Consider the following 24676-nt stretch of genomic DNA (forward strand, 5'->3'; position numbering starts at 1 on the left):
GACTCGAACATGAACTCTCCGATACTCAACACGCTACCCGCGGGCCCGGGACCCGAGACGAGCATGGGCGCGCTCCTGCTCGATTCGGGCAAGCTCAAGCCGGAAGATGCCGAACGCGTACTGCGCATGCAGAAGGAGACCGGCATCCGCTTCGGTGAAGCGGCCGTGCGCCTGGGGCTGGTCAGCGAGGACGATATCCAGCAGGTGCTGGCGCGCCAGTTCTCGTATCCCTATCTGCAGAAGGGGCAGGCCGGCCTGTCGCCGAAACTGCTCGCCGCCTACGATCCGTTCTGTCCGCAAGTCGAAGCGCTGCGCGCCATCCGCAGCCAGCTGATGCTGCGCTGGTTCGCGCGCGGCCGGCGTGCCCTGGCCATCGTCGGCGTCGATCCGGAAGACGGCGCCGCGCTGTTCGCGTCCAATCTGGCGATCGTGTTCTCCCAGCTGGGCGAGCAGACCTTGCTGGTGGACGCGAACCTGCGCGCCCCGCGCCAGCAGGAAGCGTTCGCGCTGAAACCGCGCCAGGGCCTGTCCGACCTGCTGGCCGGCCGCGCCGACCTCGACGTGATCGCGCGCGTGCCCGCGTTCGTCGACCTGTCGATCATGCCGGCCGGTACCATGCCGCCGAACCCGCAGGAATTGCTGGCGCGCGAAGGCTTCCGCAACCTGAACACGCAGCTGGAAAGCCGCTACGACATCGTCCTGTACGACGTGTCGCCGTTCCAGATCGGCATGGATTCCGTCGCCGTGGCGAGCCGCGCCGGCGGTGCCCTGCTGGTGACACGCAAGAACTACACCCGCATTTCGCACATCGGTCGCGCCGCCGAGCAACTCGTCGATGCCGGCTGCGAAGTCCTCGGCTCGGTGGTGATGGAGTTCTGACATGGATACCGGAGTACGCGCCGGCAGAATCCGGCAGCATGCGCCGGACATGCGTGCGCTGCGCGCCGTCCTGCCCGAATGGTGGCCGGTCTTCCTCGGCCTGGCGATCCTGTTCGTTCCCACGTTCTACGACCTGTTCACCGGCCCCTGGGTCGGCGAAGAGCAGGGCCACGGCCCGATCATCTTCGGCCTGGCGCTGTGGCTCATCTACCGCAAATGGCCCGAGGTGCTGGAGGCGACCACGCCCGCCCGTACCAGCTGGACCGGCTGGCCCGTGCTCGCCATCGGACTCGTGGCGCACCTGCTCGGCCGTTCGCAGAACATCCTGATGTTGCAGATCGTGGCGATCATCCTCGTCATGGCGGCCGTGCTGCTCGTCAAGCGCGGCGGCCGCGCGCTCGCCGTGCTGTGGTTCCCGTTCTTCTTCATGCTGTTCATGGTGCCGCTGCCGAGCGAATTCGTGGCGGCCGTGACGATGCCGATGAAGATGGCCGTGTCCTGGGCCACCGAACACCTGCTGTTCGCGTTCGGCTACCCGATCAGCCGCTCGGGCGTGATCCTGCAGATCGGCCAGTACCAGCTGCTCGTGGCCGACGCCTGCGCCGGCCTGCAGACGCTCTTGACGCTGGAAGCGCTGGGCCTGTTCTACCTGAACCTGATGCGCCACCCGTCGGCGTTCCGCAACATCGGCCTGGCCCTGTTCATCGTCCCGATCTCGTTTTCCGCCAACGTGATCCGCGTCGTCGTGCTGACCCTGATCACCTATTACTTCGGCGACGCGGCGGGGCAGGGTTTTCTGCACGGTTTCGCCGGCATGGTCCTGTTCGTCACGGCGCTCGTGCTGATCCTGTCGATCGACTCCGCGCTGCAGTGGTTCATCCGGCGCAGGGAGGCGGCGGCATGAACCGGAAACTCCTCGCCAGCGTGATCCTGGGCGTGGCCATGGCGGGCACGTCCGCACTGACGGGCGCGCTCACGCCGAAGCAGAAGGTGGCGGCCGTCCAGGAGCGCTTCGACCTCGACGCGATGATACCCAAGCGCTTCGGCAACTGGACGGTCGACAACAACGTCGTGCCGCTGACCCCCGACGAGACGCAGAAGGAACTCATCGCCACCTTGTACGACCAGACGCTGGCGCGCACCTACGTCAACGATGCGGGGCAGCGCGTGATGCTGTCGATCGCCTACGGCGGCGACCAGAGCAAGCAGCTGCAACTGCACCTGCCCGAAGTGTGCTACGTGGCGCAGGGCTTCGACATGGTCCAGGACCACAAGGGCGAACTCGCCACGCATTTCGGCAGCGTCCCCGTCAAGCGCCTCGTTGCGCGCCAGAACGCGCGCAATGAACCGATCACGTACTGGGTGACGATCGGCGACAAGGCCGTCATGTCCGGCCTCGGCCAGAAATACCAGCGCTTCCTGTACGGCCTGACCGGCAAGATTCCCGACGGCATGCTCGTGCGCGTGTCGACGATCGAAGCGGACGAGCACAACGCCTACCGCGTGCAGGACCGCTTCGTGAACCAGATGCTGGACGCCATGTCGCCGCGCGACCGCCTGCGCTTGCTGGGCGCGTCCACGAACAAGGGCTGACGTCCATGCAGAACTTTCTCCTGTACTTCTATACCTCGCTGCCGTTCATCGTCGTCGTGCTGCTGGCGGTGCTGGCGGTCGTCGGGATGGGCGTCGGGATGGTGTGGCCGCGCTTTCTCGCCTACGTTTACATTGCGGTATTCTTCTTCCGCAACTCGACGAGCTACGGTTCGCTGGCGACGATGGGTACGCCCGGCGTCTACAGCCGCGGTTCGGGCGTGCTGTTCTTTCCGCTGCTGCTGTGGTGCATGTTCGGTGCGTGGTGCTGCGCGCGCGTGTCGGCCAGCTTTCAACGCTATCCGGCGCCGCCGTGCAATCTGCGGCCGTGGTTCCTCGCCTGGCTCCTGCTGCTGGGGGGCCACGTGGCCGTCGGAATGTTCTCCAACGTCACGCTGGCGGAAGTGCTGGCGCCGTCCGGCTTTTCCAACATCATCTGGATGGCGCCGCTCGTCTCGCTGATGCTGTTGTCGTTCCGCACCCGCGAACACGCGATCGAATTGTCGCGCTTCATCATGCTGGCGGGTCTCGGCCGCGCCATGTTCGGCCTCGCGCGCTGGGCCTTCCTCGGCGGCGACCCGAACAATGTGTATGCGAACATGAACGACATCAAGATCAAGCTGACGTTCTTCGACATCAACGACAGCCTGCTGTGCACGATCGCCTTCGCCATCGCCGCCGTCAACCTGTTCCAGGTGTTCAAGAACAAGCGCTCGCTGTTCTGGACGGCCATCGACTGGGCCACGCTGTGCACGACGGCCGCCTGCATCGTGCTGTCCTACCGCCGCAGCGCGTGGATCGGCTTCGTGCTGGCCTTCCTCATCATCATGATGCGCTTCCCGTTGCAGCGCCGCATCCACATGATGGCGCTTGGCGCGCCGGTGATGGGCGCGGGCCTGCTGTATGCGGCGATCAAGCGCCTGGGCCACACGAAAGGGGCGGGCAGCGGCCTGTCCAGCCTGTTCTACGACATGGAGTCGAAACGCTTCGGCGCCGAGAGCGAGCGCGTGCTCGAACTGAAATATGCGCTGGCCGATTTCATTTCCCATCCGTTCACCGGCATCGGCACATGGGGCCGCTACACCGGCTACCAGCACATTTCATGGCAGACAGGGCAGGACGGCGGCCTGTTCCTGCACAGCGGCGTGCTGCACATCGCCTTGAAAGCCGGCCTGCCCGGGCTGGTCCTGCTGGGCGGGACGATCTGGGTGTTCACCCGTTTCGCGCGGCGTGCGCTGCGCACGTTGCCGCCCGATCTGCTGGGCCTGGCGACGGCCGGCGCCGCGGGCCTCGCGTTCATGCTGCCCGACCTGCTCGTCGGCACGCCATTCCCGCAGGTGCGCACGACGCAGATGCTGGCAATCTGCCTGGCGCTGCCCTATGTGGCGATGGCCGTGGCCAGCGCGCAGCCGGCCGTGCAGCCCGTCGAGACCCGCAAGCGCCGCCACGTCAACCTGGTGCCGGCGCACGTATGAACCTGAGCCTTCTCCGCAACGCCTTTTCGAACCTGCTCGGCGCCGTGATCCCGGCGCTGGTGGCGCTGGGGACCGTGCCGCTCGTCGTCAAGGGCCTGGGCGATGCCAGCTATGGCGTGTATTCGCTCGTGACGGCGATCGTCGGCTATTTCGCCGTCATCGACATCAACGTCACGGCCGGCTCCGTCAAGTTTATCGCGGAATTCAACGCAGACCGAAGCAAGCCCGGCGCCCAGGAGCGCATCGACGAGACCGTGTTCTTCGGCCTGTCCGTGTATTCGCTGCTGGGCATCGTCGGCGGACTCGGCTTGTTTTTCGGCGCGCACTTCTTCGTCACCCGCGTGTTTTCCGTACCGGCCGCGCTCGAGCACGAGGCGGTCTCGACCTTGAAGCTGGCGGCGCTCGGCTTCTTCCTCGGCCAACTGCAGAGCTATCTGCAAAGCGTGCCGCAATCGCTGATGCGCTACGACGTCGCGAGCCGCATCGAGATGCTGTTCGGCACCGGCGTGCCGCTGCTGACGGTGGCGGTGCTGATGCTGGGCTATGGCTTGTTCGAAGTGATCCTGCTGCGCGTGATCACGAGCGCGATCAATTGCGCCGTGCTGTGGCGCTGCATCCGCCGCCTGTTGCCTGAACTGCATTACCGCCGGCCCGGCGCGGCCATCCGCAGGGAACTGCTGGGCTTCTCCGCTTACTCTTTCCTGAGCCGCTTTGCGAGCCTGTCGTATGCGTATGCCGACAAGCTGATCATCGGCGCGCTCGTCGGCGTCACGGGCCTCGCGTACTTCACCGTCGCGTCCACGCTCGCGAACCGTATCCTGAGCCTCACGTACCGGCTGTCCGGCGTGTTCTTTCCGGCCGCGAGCGCGCTGGCCGCGCGAGGCGAGCTCGAGCGTTTGAACCACCTGTACCTGAAAGCCAGCCGTTATGTCGTGTTCATCAACGCATCCGTGCTGGTGCTCGTCGCCGTGTTCGCTTACCAGATCCTGTACTACTGGATGAACCCGCAGTTCGCGCGCGCGGGGCAGGTCGTGCTGGCCGTGATGGCGCTGTCGCAATTCATCGATTCGCTGACGAGCCTGCCGTCGCTGGTGAACGACGGCATGGGGCATCCGCGCTTTTCCGGCATGTTCGCGCTGGTGCGCGCCGTGTTCGGCCTGCTGGTCGTGTACCTGGGCGTGGCCGGCTGGGGCATCGACGGGGCCGCGTGGGGCCATCTGATCGCCTCGGTCCTGCTGACCTGTGCCTTCCTCGTCGCCGTGCACGGCCGCACCGTGCCCGCGCGGCTGGGCGAGCTGGTGCGCAAGGCCTACCTGCCCAGCGTGGCCGGCGTGGCCGTCGTGGCCCTGGTCGCGAACGCGGGCAACCGGCTGTTCGACGGCGGCCCGCTCGATCTGGTGCTGCTCGTGCTGCTGACGGCGGGCCTGCTGCTGGTCTACGGCGGCCTGTTCGTGATCGAGAAGGATGACAAGGACATGGCCTGGACGAGAGTCAAGGGCCTGTTATCGATGAGGAAAGCGGCTTGAAGGTCTTGATGGTTTCGGAAGACTTGCCGGGCACGCAGGTGGGCGGCCTGGGCAAGCATGTCGTGACGCTGTCGAACGCGCTGCTGGAACTCGGGCACGACGTCGATATCATGGGGCGCAGCGACCGCTTCCACGCAGGCAGCGCCGCCGACATCGGCTTCAACGGACGCGTGCTGCCCGGCTTCGATTTTTCCCGGCCGGGCTGGAAGGAAGCGCAATTGGGGTTCTTCAATCCCGTCAAGCGGCCGTGGTTCGCGCGCACCATCGCGCGCGCGCTGCTGCGCGAGGCCGCGAAATACGACGTCGTGCACTACCACGGCCACCTGCCGATGGCGGGGCGCTACGTGCCGCACGACGTCAACTTCGTGCAGACCCGCCACGACCAGGGGAGCGAGTGCATGATCCACCTGCGCTTCAAGCAGGAACACGTGTGCACGACGATGGACCCGCGCGATTGCGCCGCGTGCATCCACCCGACGCCGAACGCGCTGCGGCGCGAAGTGTCCGGGATGGCCGTGCGCCGCTACCGGTCCGAGACGGCGCAGGCGTTCTCGCGCCACAAGACGATCTTCGTGTCCGACTTCCTGCGCCAGGCGTTCCTGCGCGCCGTGCCCGACGCGGATTTGTCGCGGGCGCGCGTGATCCACAACTTCATCCGCTACCCGTATCTCAAGGAACGCGCGGTGCCGCCCGGCGAGGTGAAGGCGGGGCAGATCCTGATCGTCGGCCGCATCGACGCGGGCAAGGGCTTCGGCGAATTCCTGGCGCAGGTCCAGGGCTGGCTGCCCAAGCATGCGCAAGTCGCCATCATCGGCGACGGCCCGCTGCGCGGCCCGCTGGAGAGCCGCTACGCGGGGCCGCAGGTGCGCTTCCTCGGGTGGCTGCCGTACGACGACGTGATCCGCATGTCGGCGCGCAGTCACGTGCTCGTGATCCCGTCCGTGTGGGAAGAGCCGTGCGGCACCACCGTGCTGGAAGCGCTGGCCCTCGGCAAGCAGTGCGTGGCGCTGGCGCGCGGGGGCACGCCGGAACTGGCGGCCTACCAGTATTACGACGGCCAGCTGCAGCTGGCCGAGACCATGCCGCGGCTCGTGGAGCGGCTGGCCCACATCCTGGAACGCGCGCCGGTGACGGTGCCGCTCCCGGATGCCTTCCCGATGGACGTGTTCCATGCCATTCCCCAGATCCTGGACTTCTATCACGAGTGAATGATGAACAAACCGACTTTCTCGATCGTCACCTGCACCTGGAACAGCGCCGCCACGCTGGCCGACACCCTCGCGTCCGTCCAACGCCAGACGTGCCAGGACGTGGAGCACATCTTCGTCGACGGCGGATCCACCGACGGCACCCTGGAGATGATCGCCGCGTACCCGGGCAAGAAGCGCGTGCTGCGCGACGTGGGCGGCGGCATCAGCCGCGCCATGAACCAGGGCATCGAGGCGGCGACGGGCGAATACGTGGCGCACCTGCACTCGGACGATTACTACGCCAGCGACGACGTGCTGGAGACCGTCGCCGCACGCTTTGCGAGCGAGCGCGTCGACTGGGTGTTCGGCACCGTGCAGGTCTTGAAGGACGGCCAGTTGATTCCGCCATACCGCCTGGTGCCGTTCAGTTATCACGCGTTCGCCGCGGGGCGGGCGTCCGTGCCGCATCCGGCCGTCTTCATCCGCCGCAGCGTGTTCGGCCGCGTGGGCATGTTCGACGAAAAGCTCAAGTACGCGATGGACATCGACCTGTGGCTGCGGCTGGGGCGGGTGGCGCGTCCGGCCACCATCGACCGTCCGCTGACGGTGTTCCGCGACCATGCGGGCAGCGTCTCGTCGGCCAACAAGATCAAGGCGCGCCAGGAAGAGTTCCAGGTGCGCCGCCGCTACCTGAACCAGGCGCCGCTCGCCTTCGGCATTTATTGCCTGCGCTACCTCAAGCGCATGCGGGCGCTGCGCGCCGAAGCGCACGCGGGCGCACCGGCCGTCGCGTAATGCGATCGTAATGTTTGTTCAGAATTAATTAATCAACATAATTGTCGAAGTTATTAAAAGGATGGTCAATCGATAAACTTTGCCGAATTGTCCGCACAGTTTTCAAACAGTCTTTTCTGTTAAAAAACGGCTTTTATACACCTGGAAATATTACTGTTGATAAGGGATTCATTCGGGCGTTGGATTTGTATGATGCGCGCGAAAATCTTTGATTTCTAAGGGAATATTTTCCGCAAATAAATTTATTTGCGGTACTATTTCTCCTATCGAACAGCGCTCATTTGATATCGCGGAGCGCTTCAAAGCAATCAGGCCCAGGCGTTCTGCCGACGGGCTGAATCCCTAGTCGTCCAGTTAATATTTCTCGGAGCATTACATGAAATTTCATCGGAAGGGCATCGTCGCCGTTGCTGCACTCTCGTCGCTGCTGGTGTCGTTCAGCGCGCGTGCCGACTGGGCCCAAGCCACCGATCCGCTCGTCGTTCAACCCGCTCCGGCCAACGGTGCGGTGCAGGCGCAGAATCCGCCGGGCTTCGCCTGGGCACGTCATCCTACCGGCGCGGCCAGCTACGAGGTCGAGATCACCCCGGTGGGCGGCTCGCCGGTGAAAGCCACCGTCGACCGCAACTGGTACCTGCCGACCAAGGCGCTGGCACTGGGCAACTACACGTGGCGTGTGCGCCCGGCCGGCTCCACCGAATGGTCGAGCCCGCGTTCCTTCGCGATCACGAGCAGGTCGACCACGTTCGAAGTGCCCGACAACGCCACCCTGCGTTCGCGCATCCTGAACAAGGCGCGTCCCCGTTCGCTGGGCCCGACCTTCACCCCGTACTCGACCTGGAGCACGGCCAAGAAGAACGACCTCGACCCGTACGTCAGCCGCCTGATCAACGAGGTCAAGCTGCAGATGACGGCGCTGCCCGACCTGTCGGACTCGCGCTGGCCGATCGTCATCTCGGCGCCGCTGACGGCGCAGATGGCGGCGCAGCAGACCGACGTGCGCAACCGCATCAACGAATCGACGCGCCAGTTGGAAGCGGCCGCGCTCCTGTGGCGCCTCAAGAAGGATCCGATCTACCTGAACGAAGCGCTCAAGCGTGGTGACCAGCTGGCGTCGCTGAATCCGGCCGGCCCCACCAGCTACGCCAACCAGGACCAGGCCACGCGCCAGATCACGCTGGAACTGATCAAGGGTGCCGACCTGCTGGCCGGCGACCTGGATGCGACCCGCAAGGCCAAATGGCTCGCCGTCGCCAAGACCCGCGCGACCGAGATGTTCAGCAATATCTCGGGCGATAACGGCCGCCTCGACCAGTACCCGTTCGACTCGCACGGCAATACGCTGATGGTCTACATGGCGCTGATCTCGACGCTGGCCCTGGGCGACATCCCGGAAGCGCAGACGTGGTTCGACTTCACGTTCCGCGACTACGTCAACACCCCGTCGCCGTGGTCGGGTTCGGAAGGCGGCTATGCCAACGGCACCGCCTACGCCGAGTACGCGGCCGGCTACATGACGGCCCTGTGGGATCCGATCGTCCAGGCGACCGGCGTGAACATGTACGCCAAGCCGTGGACGCTGGGCTTCCTCGACTTCGCGACCGAATTCACGCCGCCGGGCGCCAAGGTGCACGCCTTCGGCGACGGTTCCGAGACCAAGCCGGATCCGCGCGTGTTCCATGCGTTTGCGAACCGCATGGTGTCGCCGCGCGCGGCGTGGTACGCGGCCAACCTGCAGGGCCTCGAGGATTCGCTGTCCGTCGTCCAGGCGCCGTATCCGATGCCGGTGGCCAGCACCGCGCTGAAAGTCCCGCCGTCGAACTCGGCCTACTATCCGAGCACCGGCTGGGTGGCGATCCACAGCGACATCGGCTCGACGAACCGCACGTCGTTCTTCTTCAAGTCCAGCCCGTACGGCTCGTTCAACCACAGCCACGGCGACCAGAACGGTCTGCTGCTGTCGGTGGCCGGCCAGCCGCTGCTGGTCAAGGCCGGCTGGTATGACTGGTACGGTTCGCCGCTGTGGACCGACTGGTACCACCAGACCAAGTCGCAGAACGCGGTCACGTTCGACGGCGGCAAGGGCCAAGTCGTCTCCGGCTACCGCGAGCAGCTGCAGCACAACGCCCGCGTCACCGGCTTCTCGGCCCAGTCGACCTACGATTATGCCGAAGGCGATGCGACCCCGGCCTACGCCGGCCAGCTGACGATGGCCAAGCGCCAGATCTGGTACCTGCACGACCAGAACTCGATGGTGGTGCGCGACAAGCTGCAAGCCGTGGTGGCGCACACCTACGAGTGGAACTTCCATGCGCCGGTGACGATGACGGTCGAAAGCCCGTCGAGCGTGAAGATCACGGCCGGCGGCCAGTCGGTGTGCGTGCGTGACCTGAACGGCAATGCACCGTTCGCCAAGTGGACCGGTCCGGCGCCCAAGTCCGGCGTGACCGAAGACCACGGCGCGTTCTACCTCAAGAACGACGGCAAGTCGGTGGCCGAGTTCCTCGTGCTGCTGGACGTCGGCTGCCAGCGTCCGACCGTCAAGTTCGCCACGTCGGGCACGACGCGCACCCTCACCGTCGGTACGCAGACCGTGAACCTGAACTAAGCCGGCGTATCGTCGCCAGGGCCTGCCTACCGCCGTGCTACACTCGGCGCGCCGGCGCCAGATCCTCCCCGGGCTCGCGCCCGCGGAGGATTCGTTTTTTTCCGCGCGAGCGGAATTGTTTTTTTGCGCCGACCCCGACGATGACGACACAGGTATTCCTGATCCAAGCCCACAAGGACCTGGACCAGCTCAATGCGCTGGTCGAACAGCTGCGCGACGACGACTTCATCGTGTACGTGAACCTCGACCGCAAATGCGCGCTCGATCCGAACGCGGTGCACCCGTTCGCGCGCCGGATCGAGAACCGTGTCGACGTCCACTGGGGCACGTTCAGCCAGGTGCAGGCCGTGCTCAATTCGCTGGAACAGATCGTGGCCGAGGTGCCCGCGTTCGACAAGGTGATCTTCCTCAGCGCGCAGGATTTTCCACTGCTCTCGAACGCGCGCCTCAAGGCAGCGCTGGCGGAACTGTCCGGCAGCGAACTGCTCGACACGGTCGCCATCGGCACCGGGCCGGGGCAGTGGGCGGCCGGTTTCCGCTACCAGTATTTCCATCGCGGCGAGGGTCCGCCGCTGGCGCGCCTGGCCTGCCGCGTCGCCAACCGCGCGATGCGCGCGACGGGCATCACGCGCCGGCTGCCAGGCGGCATGCGGCCGTACGGCGGCTCGTCGTGGTGGGCGCTGTCGCAGGCATGCGTCCTGGACATCCTCGCGCGCGTCCGACGCGACCCGCGCCTCGTGCGCTTCTTCCGCCGTTGCGCATGTCCGGACGAGATGTTCTTCCAGACGCTCGTGATGAATTCGCCCTTCGCGTCCCGCGTGCTGGGCCAGAACTTCCGCTATGTCCAGTGGCCGGAACACGGCGCGCGCAATCCGAAGATCCTCGACGAGGGCGACTTCGAGCGCATCGCCGCGTCGCGCGCCCATTTCTGCCGCAAGATCGACAGCGCGGCCAGCGCCGGCCTCGTGCCGCGCCTGCTGGCCTTGCGGGCCGCGTAGGGTGGGCGGCCCCGCCCACGCGTAACGTTTGCGTTATGCCGGCTTCCTCGCGGGCACGGGGTGCCCACCCTGCTGGAACAGCAACCGTGCGCGCTGACGAGTAAGTTAGAATCGGTTTTCATGCGTTGTTCATACGACAAGGAATCCATGCGCAGACTGTCTTCGTCCCGTTCCATTCTGTTCGTCGTACGCGACCCGTTGCCGCCGGTCCGGGCCGACGTGCGGACCCTGTTCGGCACCGAGATGCCGCGCTACGGCGTGGCGACCGAACTGGTGGGGCAGGGCGGCAGCGGCGACGCATCGCCCTGGCCGGCCGGCGGCATGCACGTCGTCGGCTCGCTGCGCAGCCGGTTCGCCAGCGTGTGCGCGCCCCTGTGGGACTTGCTGGGCCTCGTGCGTGCGCTGCGCCGCGGCCGCCCGGACTGCATCCAGGTGCGCGACAAGATCGCCAGCGGCGTATTGGGCCGCGCGGCCGCCGCGCTGCTGCGCGTGCCGTTCCTCTACTGGATGTCGTTCCCCATCGTGGAAGGCTTCGAGGTCAGGCGCGACGACATCGCCCGCCATGGCCGCGGTTTGAGATGGATGGGCCATGCGCTGCGCGCGTGGGCGTCGCGCCTGGCGATCTACCGCGTCGTGCTGCCGGGCGCGCGCCACGTGTTCGTGCAGAGCGATGCGATGGCCGACTGGCTCGTCGCGCAAGGGTTCGACCGGGCCCGCATGACGGCGGTGCCGATGGGCGTCGACGCCAGCCTGTTCGACCGCGCCAGCGTGGCGCCCGTGATCGATCCCCGCCTGGACGGCCGCCGCGTCGTGCTCTATCTGGGCCGCATCGCGCGCTCGCGCCGGTCCGACTTCCTGCTCGACGTGGCCGAACTGCTGCGCGCGCAGAAGCCGGACGTGCTGCTCGTGATTGCCGGCGACGCCCCGTCCGACGACGAGATGGCCTGGATGCGCCGCGAGATCGCCCGCCGCAACCTCGACGACCACGTGCTCCTGACGGGCTGGCTGCCCCAGCGCACGGCCCTCGGCTATGCGGTGCGCGCCGAGGTGGGCTTGTCGCCGATCCCGCGCGGCACGCTGTTCGACGTGTCGTCGCCGACGAAGCTGGTCGAATACCTGGCGCTCGGCATCCCCAGCGTCGCCAACGACATTCCCGACCAGAAACTTGTCATCGACGAGAGCGGGGCCGGCCTGTGCGTGCCGATGGAAGCGCAGATGTTCGCCGACGCCGTACTGCGGTTGTTAAATGACGGGGCGCTCGCGGCCGAGTTCGCGTTACGTGGCCCACCGTACGTAAAAAGTCACCGTACTTATGATATTCTGGGCAACAATGTTGCAAAAATTTACAAGAGCATCCTGACGGAACCCTCGTGAGCATGTCGATGTGGACCTACTCGCTGAAGTGCTCGCTGCGCTCGCTCGTACGCGAAGTGGTCCGCAATGTGTGGGGCCGGATCTTCGTGTATCCGGGCCTCGTCGCGAACGAGCGCTCGCGCGCGGCGCTGGCGGCGTATGTCGCGCGGCGGGCCCGCCGGGTCGGCGTGCCGCTCGACGGCGACGGCACGTCGCTGGCCCGGCTGCCGCCCGGCATCCAGATGCTCACGAAGACCGAGGTCCGGCAGCACCCGGAAAAACTCGTGCGGCCACGCGGTCCGGGTTCGTGGATCCGCACGACCATCACGACGAGCGGCACGTCGGGTTCGCCCTTGACCATCGTCCAGTCGCTGGGCAATCTCGTGCGCGAGGAAGGTTTCGTCTACCGCCAGATGCGGTGGATCGGCTGGCGCCACGGCCAGCGGCGCGCCTGGATCCGCGGCGACATCGTCTGCCCCGACCACCCGCCGGACGGCCGCTACTGGTGCCGCGACTGGGTGGGCAATATGCTCATGATGTCCTCGTACCACCTGTCGAACGACACGATCGGCCGCTATATCGATGCACTGGAACGCTTCGATCCCGTCGTGATCCACGCGTACCCGTCGTCGATCGCGGCGCTGGCGGCCTGGCTGAACGCGGCCGACCGCACCTATCGCGGACGCGCGCTGCGCGGCGTGATGACGTCGTCCGAGACGCTCGAGCCGGACGTGCGCGCGGCCGTGGAGCAGGCGTTCGGCGTGCGCGTGTTCGACTGGTATGGCCAGGCCGAGCGCGTGGCGGCCATCGGCACATGCGAGGAAGGGCGTTACCACGTCCTGACCGATTACTCCGGCGTCGCGCTGCTGGAGGCGGAGGGCGGTGCCTGCGAACTGGTCGGCACGTCGCTGAACAATGCCGCGATGCCGCTTGTGCGCTACCGCACCGGCGACACCGTGATCCCGGATGGTGAGCCGTGCCCCTGCGGCCGGGTGTTCCCGACGATCAGGGCGGTGATCGGGCGCCAGGAAAAGATCGTCACCTTGCCGGACGGCCGCATCATCGCGCGCCTCGACCGCATCTTCCAGGGGCACGACCGGCATCTCGTCGAAGGGCAGGTGTTGTACCGCGGCGCGGGAGAGTTCGTGCTGCGCGTCGTGACGGCCGACGGGTTTTCGGACGCGGACGAACGGGCGCTGATCGACAAATTCCTGCTGCGCGTGCCCGGCGTGAAAGTGCGGGTGGAGCGGGTGGACGCGATTCCGCGCGGGCCGAACGGCAAATTCGAATTCATTGCGATCGAAAGCTGAAACGTGCGCACCGCAGCAAAATCATGATGTATTATCGAAATATTGTCCAATTTATAAGGGCGCATACGTTGGAACCACGACAGAAAGCGACGACCGGGGAGGCGCGCGCGTGAAGGCGCCGGCGCCACGGGTCCTGATGGTCGGCACCGCGCTCGAAGGCAGGGGCGGGGTGGCGGCGGTGGTCTCCGTGTTGCGCCGCCATGGACTGTTCGAGCGCGAATCCGTGCGCTACGTGGCCACCCACCGCGAGGGCACGCCGCTCGTGAAAGCGCGCGGCGCGTTGGCCGGCTTCTGGCAGACGCTCGCCGCCTGCGTGAAAGGGCGCCCGGCCGTCGTCCACGTGCACGCGGCGTCGCATGCGAGCTTCCTGCGCAAGTCGGTCGTGCTGCTGATCGCCCGCCTGGCCGGCTGCAAGACCATTTTCCACCTGCACGGCGGCGGATTCCGCACCTTCGCCACGCAGGAATCGGGCGCCTTGCTGCGGCGCTGGATCCGCCACACGCTGGAGGCGAGCTCGCTCGTGATCACGTTGTCCGAAAGCTGGGCGCAGTTCGTGCACACCTTCGCGCCGCGTGCCCGCGTGGCCGTCGTGCCGAATGCCGTGCCGCTGCCCGACCTGCCCGCGCAAGACCAGGCGATTCCCGGCCGCGTGCTGTTCCTCGGCCGGCTCGAAGCGGCCAAGGGCGTCTACGAATTGCTGGAGGCGGGCGCGCGCATCGTGCGCGAAGCGATCGGCCCGAGTCCGCTGCGCCTCGTGTTCGGCGGCGAAGGCGATGCGCAAGGCGTGCGCCGGCGTGCGGCCGAGCTGGGCATCGCGGACCGGATCGAACTGCCGGGCTGGATCGGCCCGGAAGCACGCGATGCCGAATTGCACAAGGCGGCCGTGTTCTGCCTGCCTTCCTACGCGGAAGGCCTGCCGATGTCCATGCTCGAAGCGATGGCGGCGCGCAAGGCCGTCGTCGCGACAAACGTTGGCGGTATTCCGGAAACTCTGCGCGACGGCGACAACGGCCTCTTGGTGCCGCCGCGCGACGAACAGGCGCTTGCCAGAGCGCTTGCACGACTCCTGGGCGACACCGCCCTGCGCGACCGGCTGGCGGAACGTGCGCGCGCAACCATCGAACAACAATACTCAACCGAGGTAGTGTGCGGGCAATTGTCCGCGATCTACCGTGAACTGGCGGGGGCATAATGATGAGTGAAGCGACAGGGATGGTCTGGCTGGTCAACCGATTGCGCTGCATGTCCGTGGCCGAGGTCGGCTACAGGATCCGGCAGGCGGCCGTCACACGCGTGGCGAAACGCGTACGCGCCCGCGCCGCGCCGCCGCTGCCGCGCGCCCGCACGTTCAATCGCGGTGCGCCGGACGTCGGCGCACCGGCCCTGTCGCAAGCGGAACGCGACATGCTGCTGGCCGACGCCGACAGCATCTGCGCCGGCCACGTGGTCCTGTTCGCCAACCGGCGTTTCGATGTCGGCATGCCCCCCGTGTGGAACCGCGATCCGGACACCGGCGTCGTCGGACCGTCCATCTACGCGGGCGATATCGCGATCACGAACCGCGAGCAGGTCGGCGACATCAAGCACGTGTGGGAGCTGAACCGCCACCTGCACCTCGTTCGCCTCGCGCAGGCTTGGACCGCGACGTCCGACGCGGCCTGGCTGCACGCGCTGCACACCCAGTTGCGCAGCTGGCTCGACCAGTGCCCGCCGCTCGTCGGCCCCAACTGGACGAGCTCGCTGGAACTGGGCATCCGCCTCATCAACTGGGGCCTCGTGTGGCAGTTGATCGGGGGCGAGAGCAGCGGCCTGTTCGCGGGCGAGGAGGGACAACGCCTGCGCGCCGACTGGCTCGATTCGATTCATGCCCATTGCACCGCGATCGCGCGGCACCTGTCGCGCCACTCGTCGGCCAACAATCACCTGATCGGCGAACTGGCGGGGCTGTATGTGGGCGCGTCGATCTGGCCGTGCTGGAAAGCGTCCGGCGCGTGGCTGGAACAGGCCCGGCGCGAACTGGAGCACGAGGCGCAGGCGCAGTTCTCGCGCGACGGCGTCAATCGCGAGCAGGCGTTCGCCTACCACGTGTTTTCCAGCGAATTCCTGTTCGTGGCGGGCCTCGTCGGCCAGGCGTGCGATCACCCGTTCTCGCGCGCCTATTGGACGAGCCTGCAGCGCGCGCTGCGTTTTCTCCGTTCCGTGCGCGACGTCAACGGCAATGTGCCAATGGTGGGCGACGCGGACGACGGCATCGTGTTCCGGCTGGATGCGCCCGGCAGCGACCGCGCCGAACAATTGCTGGCGCTGGGCGACGCCGTATTGCGCCGCATGAACCCGAGCCACCCCGGCGTGCGCTGGCTGCTGCACGCGCTGCCCGGCAAGCGGCCGGAAGCGGATCCGCACGAATCGGACACGGGCTGGGCATTCCCGGACGGCGGCTATCTGCTGTTCGGCTCGCACTTCGGCGAGGCCGATGAAATCAAGGGCATGGTCGATTGCGGCCCGCTCGGCTATCTCGGCATCGCCGCGCACGCCCATGCGGACGCGCTCGCGCTGACCCTATCGGTGGGCGGCGAGGAGTGTCTCGTCGATCCGGGCACGTATTCGTACTGGCAGGAACACAAGTGGCGCGATTATTTCCGTGGCACGTCGGCGCACAACACGGTGCGGATCGACGGGCTCGACCAGTCGGTGTCGGGCGGGCGCTTCATGTGGCTGAAAAAGGCGCGGGCCTCCATCGAGCGGATGCCGCAGTCGCCGCACGAATTCGATTTCCGCGGCGCGCACGACGGCTACGAGCGCCTCGCGGATCCGGTGCGGCATATGCGCAGCGTCCGTTACGACGCCGCCAGCGCGACCCTGACCGTGCGCGACGAGATCGCCGCCAAGAAACATCACCAGGTCGAGCTGTTCTGGCATTTCGCGCCCGGCCTGGACACGCGGCTGAACAGTTCCGGCCTGCACGTGCGGGGCAAGCGCTTCGCGCTGCAGATGCATGCGCACGGCGCGGACCTCAAGCTGGAATTGGTGCGCGGCAATGAAAATCCGCCGCTCGGCTGGTATTCGCGCAGCTACGAAAGCCGGCAACCGTGCGACGTTTTAAAGATCAGCACCGTATCGTCCGCCGTCCCGGTCGAGTGCAAGTTTACAATAGCGTTTTTCTAACACCGTTTTTCCAAAACTAACAAAGGGATAGTTTCAAATGCTCATTTATCTGGTCGCAGGTGCCCGTCCCAACTTCATGAAGATCGCGCCGATCGTGCGTGCGCTGCAGGCACGTCCGGATGCACCGGCGTTCAAGATCATCCACACCGGCCAGCACTACGACCGCGAGATGAACGACGTGTTCTTCGAAGAACTCGGCATTCCGCAGCCGGACGTGTTCATGGCCGCCGGCGGCGGCAGCCACGCCCAGCAGACGGCCAAGATCATGATCGGCTTCGAGGAACTGTGCACGGCCACGCGCCCGGACGCCGTGCTCGTCGTCGGCGACGTGAATTCCACGCTGGCGTGCTCGATCGTCGCCAAGAAACTGAACATCCCCGTCGCCCACGTGGAGGCCGGCCTGCGCAGCTTCGACATGGCGATGCCCGAGGAAATCAACCGCCTCGTCACCGACAGCATCTCCGACTGGTTCTTCGTGACGGAACCGTCGGCCGTCGAGCACCTGCGCCGCGAAGGCAAGAAGGATGAAGCGATCCACTACGTCGGCCACGTGATGGTCGACAACGTGTTGTACCAGGCCGACAAACTGGGGCACGCCGACACGTCCGCGTTCGAGACGAGCGCGTGGAAGGCGGCGCGCCAGAACGCGGGGCAGCGCTACGGTGTCGTCACCTTGCACCGCCCCAGCAACGTCGACGACGCGGCCACGTTCACGCGCATCGCCGGCGCGCTGAAGGAGATCGCGACGGAACTTCCGCTGATCTTCCCGGTGCACCCGCGCACCCGCGCCAACCTCGAGAAATTCGGCATCGACCTGGGACCGAACGTCACGCTGGCCGGCCCGCAGGCGTATATGGCGTTCCTGAACCTGTGGAAGGACGCGGCCGTCGTGCTGACGGACAGCGGCGGCCTGCAGGAAGAAACGACGGCGCTGGGCGTGCCGTGCGTGACGATCCGCGAGAACACGGAACGTCCCGTGACCGTGGACGAAGGTTCGAACGTATTGGCCGGCACCGACCCGGCCGCGATCATGCTTGAGGCGCGCAAGATCCTGCGCGGCGAGGGCAAGCAGGGCCGCCGGCCGCACCTGTGGGACGGCCGTGCGGCGGAACGCATCGTGGATGTCCTGACGAAGGAAATCCGCGGGTAACGCTATGGGGTAGACACATGAACGAGCGCATCACGCTGATGGGGTGTTCCATCGACAACCTGACGATGGAAGAGACATTGCAGACGGTCGAGGGCTTCATCCATACGGGAAAGCCCCATCAACACGTGGTGGTCAACGTCGACAAGCTGGTCAAGGCCAGCCGCGATCCGGAACTGCGCCGGATCATCAACGATTGCGCGCTCGTGAATGTCGACGGCATGCCGGTCGTGTGGGCGTCGCGCCTGCTGGGCCGGCCGTTGAAGGAGCGGGTCGCGGGCTGCGACCTGTTCGAGGCGCTGATGCGGCGCGCCGGCGAGAAGGGCTGGCGCGTGTTCCTGCTCGGCGCGAAAGAAGACGTGGTGAGCAAGGTCGCGTCCACGTACCGGAATAAATATCCGGACCTGGTGCTGGCCGGCTACCGCAACGGTTACTGGAAGGGTGAGGCGGAAGAGGCGGACGTGGTCGAACAGATCCGCGCCGCGCGCCCCGACCTGTTGTTCGTGGCGATCAGTTCGCCCAAAAAAGAGCAGTTCCTCGGCCGCTGGCAGGCCGAGATGAAGGTGCCGTTCGCGATGGGCGTGGGCGGGACCTTCGACGTCGCGATCGGACACGTCAAGCGCGCGCCGCTCTGGATGCAGAAGTCCGGGCTGGAATGGTTCTACCGTTTCCTGCAGGAGCCGCGCCGGATGTTCCGCCGATATTTTATCGAGGACATGGCCTTCATCTGGCTGTTCCTCAAAGAGTTGAAGTTGAAGGGCGCTCGATAGCGTCCACGAGGTTGTAGCACACCAAAACACCAAACAGGGATGGCGCGGGCATGGAGCCGGCGCCGACAACATAACGATGCGCGCCGGTTCCGAGAACACGGCGGCAGCAACACTTTTACGAAAGAAGAGCATTCATGAAGATCCTGGTTACTGGCGGCATGGGTTACATCGGTTCGCACACGGTCGTGGAACTGCAAAACGCCGGCCACGAGGTGGTCGTGTACGACAACCTGTACAACGCGGTTCGTTCCGTGCAGGAACGCGTCCAAAGGATCACCGGCAAGCCGTTCGAGTTCGTCGAAGGCGACATCCGCGACCGCGCGGCCATGGAAGCCGTGTTCGGCGCGCACAAGATCGATGCCGTGATCCACTTCGCCGGCCTGAAGGCGGTCGGCGAATCGGTGGCGCAGCCGCTGCGCTACTACGACAACAACGTCTACGGCAGCATCGCGCTGTTCGAGACGATGGCCAAGTTCGGCTGCAAGACCCTCGTGTTCTCGTCGTCGGCCACCGTCTACGGCGATCCGGCCTCGGTGCCGATCAAGGAGGATTTCCCGCTGTCGGCCACCAATCCGTATGGCCGCAGCAAGCTGATGATCGAAGACATCCTGCGCGACGTGTTCAAGGCCGAGCCGGACTGGCGCATCGCACTGCTGCGCTATTTCAACCCGGTCGGCGCCCATGAAAGCGGCCTGATCGGCGAGGAGCCCAACGGCATCCCCAACAACCTGGTGCCGTACATCGCCCAGGTCGCCAGCGGCCAGCGCGAAAAACTGTCCGTGTACGGTGGCGACTATCCGACCCCGGACGGCACCGGCATGCGCGACTACATCCACGTCGTCGACCTGGCCATCGGCCACGTCAAGACGCTCGACAAGCTGGCGAAGGGGGCCGGCCTGCACACGTACAACCTCGGCACCGGCAACGGCAACAGCGTTCTGGAAATGGTGCATGCCTTCGAGAAGGCGTGCGGCAAGCCGATTCCGTACCAGATCGTGGACCGTCGCCCAGGCGACATTGCCAAGTGCTATGCCGACCCGACGAAAGCGCGCGAGGAACTCGGATGGACCGCACAGCGTGACATCGCGCAAATGTGCGCCGATTCCTGGCGCTACCAGACTACCCCAAAATAAACGTATGAGGACCGAACCATGAAAGCGATGATTCTTGCAGCAGGCAAAGGTACGCGCGTACGTCCGCTGACCTACGACCTGCCGAAACCGATGATCCCCGTGCTGGGCAAACCCGTGATGGCTTACCTGATCGAACATTTGCGCAAGCACGGCGTGACCGAGATCATGGTGAACGTCAGCCACCTGCACGAAAAGATCGAGGAATACTTCGGCGAGGGCGAGCAATACGGCGTCCAGATCGGCTATTCCTTCGAAGGCTATACGAAGGAAGACGGCGAAGTCGTCGCGGTGCCGATCGGCTCGGCCGGCGGCATGAAGAAGATCCAGGAATTCGGCGGCTTCTTCGACGACACGACCATCGTCCTGTGCGGCGACGCGCTGATCGACCTCGACCTCAAGGCCGCCCTGGCGGAGCACCGCCGCAAGGGCGCCATGGCGTCGGTCATCACGAAGGAAGTCCCGTGGGACAAGGTGTCGAGCTATGGCGTCGTCGTGACCGACAAGACGGGCCGCATCACCCAGTTCCAGGAAAAGCCCAAGCAGGAAGACGCGCTGTCGAACTTCATCAGCACGGGCATCTACATTTTTGAGCCGGAAGTGATCGACCTGATTCCGTCGGGCGTGGAGTTCGACATCGGTTCCCAGCTGTTCCCGCTGCTGGCCGAAAAGGGCATGCCGTTCTATGCCCAGGGCCGTCCGTTCAACTGGCTGGACATCGGCAGCGTGAGCGATTACTGGGAAGTGCTGCAGAACGTGCTGACGGGCGAGGTCAATCATATGGACGTGCCGGGTATCCAGATCGAGCCCGGCCTGTGGACCGGGCTGAACACGAGCATCGACTGGCGGGGCACGACGATCAAGGGCCCCGTCTACATCGGTTCCGGCGTCAAGATCGAGGCCGGCGCCACGATCATCGGCCCCACGTGGATCGGTCACGGCAGCCATATCTGCGAGGGTGCCGAGGTCGTCCGTAGTGTGCTTTTCGAGTACACTCGCGTGTTGAACGACGTGACATTGCATGAAATGATCGTCTTCAAGGATTACAGCATCGACCGCGCCGGCGAGATGAAACACTCCTCCGAATACAGCTCGTCGGAATGGCTGAACGCGCGCGACCGCCGCCGCAGCCGGCGCAAAGAGCAGGCCGAAGAATCAGATTCGACATTAGAGAAAGCTAACGCATGAAAATTTACCCAGTCATCCTCTCCGGCGGTGCCGGTACCCGCTTGTGGCCGCTGTCGCGGGCCGTCATGCCCAAGCAGCTGCTGCCGCTGGTGACGGACAAGACGATGCTGCAGGAAACGGCGTTGCGGGTCCGCGGCTGGCCGGGGGTGATGGCGCCGCTGATCGTGTGCGGCAACGAGCACCGCTTCCTCGTGGCCGAGCAGATGCGTGACATCGGCATCACGCCGCACGGCATCCTGCTCGAGCCGGCAGGCCGCAACACGGCCCCGGCCGTGGCCGCGGCCGCGCAATTCCTGCTCGCGCAGGACCCGGACGCCGTCATGCTCGTGCTGCCGGCCGACCACGTGATCGAGAAGAACGACGCGTTCCGCCTCGCGGTCGAGCGCGCCGCGGCCCAGGTCGAGCAAGGTGGCCTGGCCACGTTCGGCATCGTGCCCGGCAGCCCGGAAACGGGCTACGGCTACATCCGCCGCGGCGAGCCGCTGCCGGGTTGCGACGACTGCTACAAGATCGACCGCTTCGTCGAGAAGCCCGACCGCAACACGGCCGAAGGCTTCGTCGCCGACGGCGGCTTTTACTGGAACAGCGGCATGTTCATGTTCCGCGCCGACCGCTTCCTGGCCGAAATCGACAAGCACGCGCCGGCGATCGCGCAGGCCGCCGGCGCCGCCGTGCAGGCCGCGTACAGCGACCTCGACTTCTGCCGCCTGGACGAAGCCGCGTTCTCCGCGAGCCCGTCCGATTCGATCGACTACGCCGTGATGGAACACACGCGCGACGGCGTCGTCGTCGCGGCCGACATCGGCTGGAGCGACGTCGGTTCCTGGTCGGCGCTGGCCGACGTGCAAGCCAAGGATGCCAACGGCAACGCGGTGCGCGGCGACGTCTACCTCGACAGCACGAGCAACACGCTCGTGCGCGCCGAGAGCCGCATCGTGGCCGTCGTGGGCGTGAAGGACCTCGTCGTCGTGGAGACGAACGATGCCGTGCTGGTCGCGCACAAGGACCTGGTCCAGCGCGTGAAGAACGTCGTCGACCACCTCAAGGGCAGCGAGCGCACGGAACACCTGGTCCACACGAAGGTGTACCGTCCGTGGGGCTATTACGAGGGCATCGACGCGGGCGAACGCTTCCAGGTCAAGCGCATCTGCGTGAAGCCGGGCGAAAAACTGTCGCTGCAGATGCACCACCACCGCGCCGAGCACTGGATCGTCGTGTCGGGCACGGCGCGCGTCACCTGCGGCGAGAAGGTCACGCTGCTGGCCGAGAACGAATCGACGTACATCCCGATCGGCATGACGCACCGCCTGGAAAACCCGGGCAAGCTGCCGCTGCACCTCATCGAAGTGCAGTCCGGCAGCTACCTCGGCGAGGATGACATCGTCCGTTTCGAAGACGTCTACAAACGCGCGTAAACGTACCTGCCGCGTCCGCATTGAAACCATGCGGACGCGTCTTTTCCGCGAGTCTACAGTGCGGGTGGCCGCGCGCATGCGGCATACAATGCATCGTCAGAACCCATCGGGGAAACATCATGAAGACGATCATTGCGGCCGGCGTCCTGGGCGCGGCCCTGGCCGGCGTCGGCGGCACGGCGGCGGCAGGCGACATCATCGGCGGTTCCGCTCTGCTGGACGCGAGCAGCCACGCCCAGCTGGAACGCTGGCTCGGCGCCGGCGAATTCAACCTCAGCAATGTGTACACCTTGCACCCCGGCGATACGTCGGCCGCCTTCCATGCCGGCGCGGACGGGAAGGGCGCGACCTTCACCCTGTTCGACGTGACGAACGACGCCGGTGCCAGTTTCCTCGTGGGCGGCTACAACCCGCAAAGCTGGGCGTCGAACGAAGGGTGGCACGAGACCCAGCGCGACTGGCAACGCACGGCCTTCCTGTTCAATATGACGACGCCGGCCGTGTACCGCCAGGTGCTGACCGACTACGTGCTGCCGAGCCAGGGCCTGCGCCAGACGTATAACGAGACCGGCTACGGTCCCATCTTCGGCTCCGGGCCCGACCTGTACGTCAACGACGCCTTGACGGCGGCCACGTCGTGGCAACTGAGCTATGGCAATCCGGTGAACGAGGGCCGCAGCATCATCGACGGCACCCTGCACGGCGAGATCGTGAAGCTGAACGCGATCGAAGTGTTCGCGATTTCGCCTGTGCCCGAACCCGGCGCGGCGGCCATGCTGCTGGCCGGCCTCGGCATGGTGGGCGCGGCGGTGCGCAGGCGCAAATTGTAGGGTGGACAGTCGAGGCCAGGGGGCCTCAAACGAAACGTGCCCACGCGGCTGCAACAAACGGCGAACGTCGCGCCTGGGTACGTTCGTATGTGAGGCCACCGGCCACACCTACCCCACCCGACTAAGCGGTTCTTAAGTTGTTTGCCTTGCAAGCTGTGGCATGATGAACGGGAGCTCGACGCTCCCGTTTTTTTTCTACGCCGCCAAGCACATGACCTGGATCCCGAGATTCTGCCTGCCTCTGCTCGTTTGCATCGCCGCCTTCGTCGCGGTACCGGCCCATGCCCAATTCGTCAGCGAATCGCATCTTCAGCCGGATCAACTGGCGATCGTCATCAACGATGCGGAACCGAACAGCGTCAAGGTCGGCGAGTACTACCGCAAGCGGCGCGGCATCCCGGCGGCCAACGTCGTGCACGTGCGCATTCCCGGCAAGCCGCACGAGATCAGCTTTGATCGCTTCGCACAGCTGAAGGAAGAGATCGATGCGCACCTGGGCCCCAACGTGCAGGCGGTGCTGATGGTGTGGACGGCGCCGTACAAGGTCGAGTGCAATTCGATCACGGGCGCCTACACTCTCGGGGTCGATCCCGCCCAGTGCATCAAGACGTGCCTGCCGGGACGGCCGAGTCCTTACTTCAATTCCAGTTCCGCGCGGCCGTACACCGACTTGAAGATCCGGATCTCGATGCTGCTGCCGACGGAATCCGTGGAGCAGGCCAAGGCCTTGATCGACCGCGGGGCCGGGGCGGGCTTCCGCATCGTGCCCGCGAGCGCGTATTTCCTGACGACGTCGGAAAAGCCGCGCAATTCGCGCGCCGCGTTCTTCCCGCCGGCCGGCAAAATCGCGGCCCGCAAGCTGACGACGAAGCCCATACAGGCCGATGTGCTGGAAGGCGAGAAGGACATCATCATCTACGAGACTGGCATGGCCGAGGTCGCCAAACTGGACACCCTCGGCTTCCTGCCCGGTGCGCTGGCGGACCACCTGACGTCGCTGGGCGGCGACCTGCTCGGCGGCGACCAGATGAGTGCCTTGCGCTGGCTGGAAGCGGGCGCGACCGCCAGCTATGGCACGGTGAGCGAGCCTTGCAATCACTGGCAAAAATTCCCGAACTCGACGGTGCTGCTCAAGCACTATGTGCAGGGCAATAGCGCAATCGAAGCCTACTGGAAAAGCGTCGCCTGGCCCACCCAGGGCCTGTTCATCGGCGAACCGCTGGCCGCACCCTACCGCAAACGCTGACCCGTCCTGGATTAGTCCAATCGGGCTAATCCGTGGTCATGATGTTGTCAATCTGTGCATT

The 24676-nt window shown here is 65.7% G+C and carries 20 protein-coding genes; all 20 read left to right on the forward strand.

Annotation, left to right across the window (positions count from 1 at the left end; all coding sequences use genetic code 11):
• The first annotated feature begins 9 nt into the window (after window positions 1–9).
• The 20 genes from epsG (at window position 10) to BVG12_RS28320 (ending at window position 24615) form a co-directional block, all read left to right on the forward strand.
• The gene (epsG, locus tag BVG12_RS28225; RefSeq protein WP_075795300.1) at window positions 10–879 is read left to right on the forward strand and encodes a chain length determinant protein tyrosine kinase EpsG; all 870 of its coding nucleotides are present in this window, start codon (window positions 10–12) and stop codon (window positions 877–879) included.
• Window position 880: 1 nt separating this feature from the next.
• The gene (gene xrtB / locus BVG12_RS28230; protein WP_075795301.1) at window positions 881–1783 is read left to right on the forward strand and encodes an exosortase B; all 903 of its coding nucleotides are present in this window, start codon (window positions 881–883) and stop codon (window positions 1781–1783) included.
• A complete protein-coding gene (gene epsI, locus BVG12_RS28235; RefSeq protein WP_075795302.1) occupies window positions 1780–2472 on the forward strand; it encodes an exosortase-associated protein EpsI, B-type in 693 nt (230 codons plus the stop codon). Before xrtB ends, epsI begins: the two co-directional genes overlap by 4 nt.
• 5 nt (window positions 2473–2477) lie before the next feature.
• Window positions 2478–3944: an O-antigen ligase family protein gene (locus BVG12_RS28240; protein WP_075795303.1), complete on the forward strand. Its 1467-nt coding sequence runs from the start codon at window positions 2478–2480 to the stop codon at window positions 3942–3944.
• On the forward strand, window positions 3941–5470 hold the full coding sequence (locus BVG12_RS28245; protein ID WP_075795304.1) for an oligosaccharide flippase family protein: 1530 nt from the start codon (window positions 3941–3943) through the stop codon (window positions 5468–5470). The genes BVG12_RS28240 and BVG12_RS28245 overlap by 4 nt, the downstream gene beginning before the upstream one ends.
• An 8-nt stretch (window positions 5471–5478) precedes the next feature.
• Window positions 5479–6678: a glycosyltransferase family 4 protein gene (locus BVG12_RS28250; protein ID WP_075795305.1), complete on the forward strand. Its 1200-nt coding sequence runs from the start codon at window positions 5479–5481 to the stop codon at window positions 6676–6678.
• A 3-nt stretch (window positions 6679–6681) separates the two neighbouring features.
• A complete protein-coding gene (locus BVG12_RS28255; protein WP_075796612.1) occupies window positions 6682–7455 on the forward strand; it encodes a glycosyltransferase family 2 protein in 774 nt (257 codons plus the stop codon).
• Between the two features lie 376 nt (window positions 7456–7831).
• Complete coding sequence (locus tag BVG12_RS28260) at window positions 7832–10063, forward strand: heparinase II/III domain-containing protein (protein ID WP_075795306.1); 2232 nt, start codon at window positions 7832–7834, stop codon at window positions 10061–10063.
• Window positions 10064–10203: 140 nt separating this feature from the next.
• On the forward strand, window positions 10204–11061 hold the full coding sequence (locus tag BVG12_RS28265; protein WP_075795307.1) for a beta-1,6-N-acetylglucosaminyltransferase: 858 nt from the start codon (window positions 10204–10206) through the stop codon (window positions 11059–11061).
• 147 nt (window positions 11062–11208) lie between these two features.
• Window positions 11209–12435, forward strand: a complete 1227-nt coding sequence (locus BVG12_RS28270; RefSeq protein WP_075795308.1) for a glycosyltransferase — start codon at window positions 11209–11211, stop codon at window positions 12433–12435.
• Window positions 12436–12437: 2 nt separating this feature from the next.
• Window positions 12438–13724 (forward strand): phenylacetate--CoA ligase family protein, encoded by a 1287-nt coding sequence (locus tag BVG12_RS28275; protein ID WP_229503941.1) that lies wholly within the window; start codon window positions 12438–12440, stop codon window positions 13722–13724.
• Window positions 13725–13833: 109 nt separating this feature from the next.
• Entirely contained in the window at window positions 13834–14916 is a 1083-nt protein-coding gene (locus tag BVG12_RS28280) for a glycosyltransferase family 4 protein (RefSeq protein WP_229503740.1), read from the forward strand.
• Window positions 14916–16889, forward strand: coding sequence for a heparinase II/III family protein (locus BVG12_RS28285; protein ID WP_229503741.1), 1974 nt, complete (start codon window positions 14916–14918; stop codon window positions 16887–16889). Before BVG12_RS28280 ends, BVG12_RS28285 begins: the two co-directional genes overlap by 1 nt.
• A 37-nt stretch (window positions 16890–16926) precedes the next feature.
• Complete coding sequence (gene wecB / locus BVG12_RS28290) at window positions 16927–18039, forward strand: non-hydrolyzing UDP-N-acetylglucosamine 2-epimerase (RefSeq protein WP_075795310.1); 1113 nt, start codon at window positions 16927–16929, stop codon at window positions 18037–18039.
• 17 nt (window positions 18040–18056) lie between these two features.
• Window positions 18057–18806: a WecB/TagA/CpsF family glycosyltransferase gene (locus tag BVG12_RS28295; protein WP_075795311.1), complete on the forward strand. Its 750-nt coding sequence runs from the start codon at window positions 18057–18059 to the stop codon at window positions 18804–18806.
• Between the two features lie 134 nt (window positions 18807–18940).
• Window positions 18941–19939, forward strand: coding sequence for a UDP-glucose 4-epimerase GalE (gene galE / locus BVG12_RS28300; RefSeq protein WP_075795312.1), 999 nt, complete (start codon window positions 18941–18943; stop codon window positions 19937–19939).
• Window positions 19940–19957: 18 nt separating this feature from the next.
• Window positions 19958–21124 (forward strand): nucleotidyltransferase family protein, encoded by a 1167-nt coding sequence (locus BVG12_RS28305; protein WP_075795313.1) that lies wholly within the window; start codon window positions 19958–19960, stop codon window positions 21122–21124.
• Window positions 21121–22539 carry a mannose-1-phosphate guanylyltransferase/mannose-6-phosphate isomerase gene (locus BVG12_RS28310; RefSeq protein ID WP_075795314.1) on the forward strand — a complete coding sequence of 473 codons (1419 nt, stop codon included), beginning with the start codon at window positions 21121–21123 and terminating at the stop codon, window positions 22537–22539. The genes BVG12_RS28305 and BVG12_RS28310 overlap by 4 nt, the downstream gene beginning before the upstream one ends.
• 119 nt (window positions 22540–22658) lie before the next feature.
• Window positions 22659–23369 carry a PEP_CTERM-anchored TLD domain-containing protein gene (locus BVG12_RS28315; RefSeq protein ID WP_075795315.1) on the forward strand — a complete coding sequence of 237 codons (711 nt, stop codon included), beginning with the start codon at window positions 22659–22661 and terminating at the stop codon, window positions 23367–23369.
• Window positions 23370–23580: 211 nt separating this feature from the next.
• Entirely contained in the window at window positions 23581–24615 is a 1035-nt protein-coding gene (locus BVG12_RS28320) for a TIGR03790 family protein (RefSeq protein ID WP_083685846.1), read from the forward strand.
• The last annotated feature ends 61 nt before the right edge of the window (window positions 24616–24676 follow it).

The organism is Massilia putida, assembly GCF_001941825.1.
In the GTDB taxonomy this organism is placed as follows: Bacteria; Pseudomonadota; Gammaproteobacteria; order Burkholderiales; family Burkholderiaceae_D; genus Telluria; species Telluria putida.